The organism is Micrococcus sp. LASM2_SD2 (assembly GCF_057364565.1).
This window is the reverse complement of sequence record NZ_JBNFOB010000470.1, coordinates 1-666: the sequence shown is the minus strand read 5'-3', so window position 1 is coordinate 666 and position 666 is coordinate 1. Positions and strand designations below refer to the sequence as shown.

The window sequence follows — 666 nt, the reverse complement described above, 5'->3', positions numbered from 1 at the left end:
ACGCCTGCCGGCCGCCCCGCCGACGGCCGCGGCGCCGTCCGCGGACGAGGCCCCTGGGCCCATGCCGTGCCGTTGGTCGAGCAGTCCCTGCGGGCCCTCGGCATCGCCACGCCGGCCTCCGTCGCGGACTACTACCGGCTGCCGGTCGCCCTGACCCGCCGTGCGCTCGAGGCGCTCGCTGCAGACGGCATCGCCGAGGCCGGGCTGCTCGCCTCCGGTGCGGAGCCCTCGGCGGAGGCCACGACGACGATCCCCGCCTTCCGCCACCGGCTCGCCTCGGTACCCCGTGCCGCCGCCGGCACCGCCCTGCTGAGCCCCTTCGACCCGATGGTGTTCCACCGGCCCCGGGTGGAGCACCTCTTCGGCGTGCGCTATCGGCTGGGCATCTACACTCCGGCCGAGCGACGCACCCGCGGCTACTACTCGCTGCTGCTCCTGGAGGGGGAGCGGCTCACCGCCCAGGTGGACCTCAAGGCCGACCGCCGCGGCTCCGGTGCTCTGCTCGTCCAGGGTGCCTGGCGCGAACCTCCCGGTGACCACCCGGACCCGGTGACGCCGCCCCCGGCGGCGGGACAGACGGAGGCGGCCCTGGCCGACCGCCTCGAACGGATGCGTGCCTGGCTCGGCCTGGGCGCCGTCGTCGTGCCCTCGGACGCCCCGGGCGAC

Annotated in this window: 1 protein-coding gene; it reads left to right on the top strand. The window is 76.9% G+C overall.

The window, feature by feature from the left end; translation table 11 throughout:
* Positions 1–72: 72 nt before the first annotated feature.
* Positions 73–666: DNA glycosylase AlkZ-like family protein (locus AC2W7A_RS13170; protein WP_485991716.1), on the top strand; the 594-nt coding region annotated here is incomplete at its 3' end.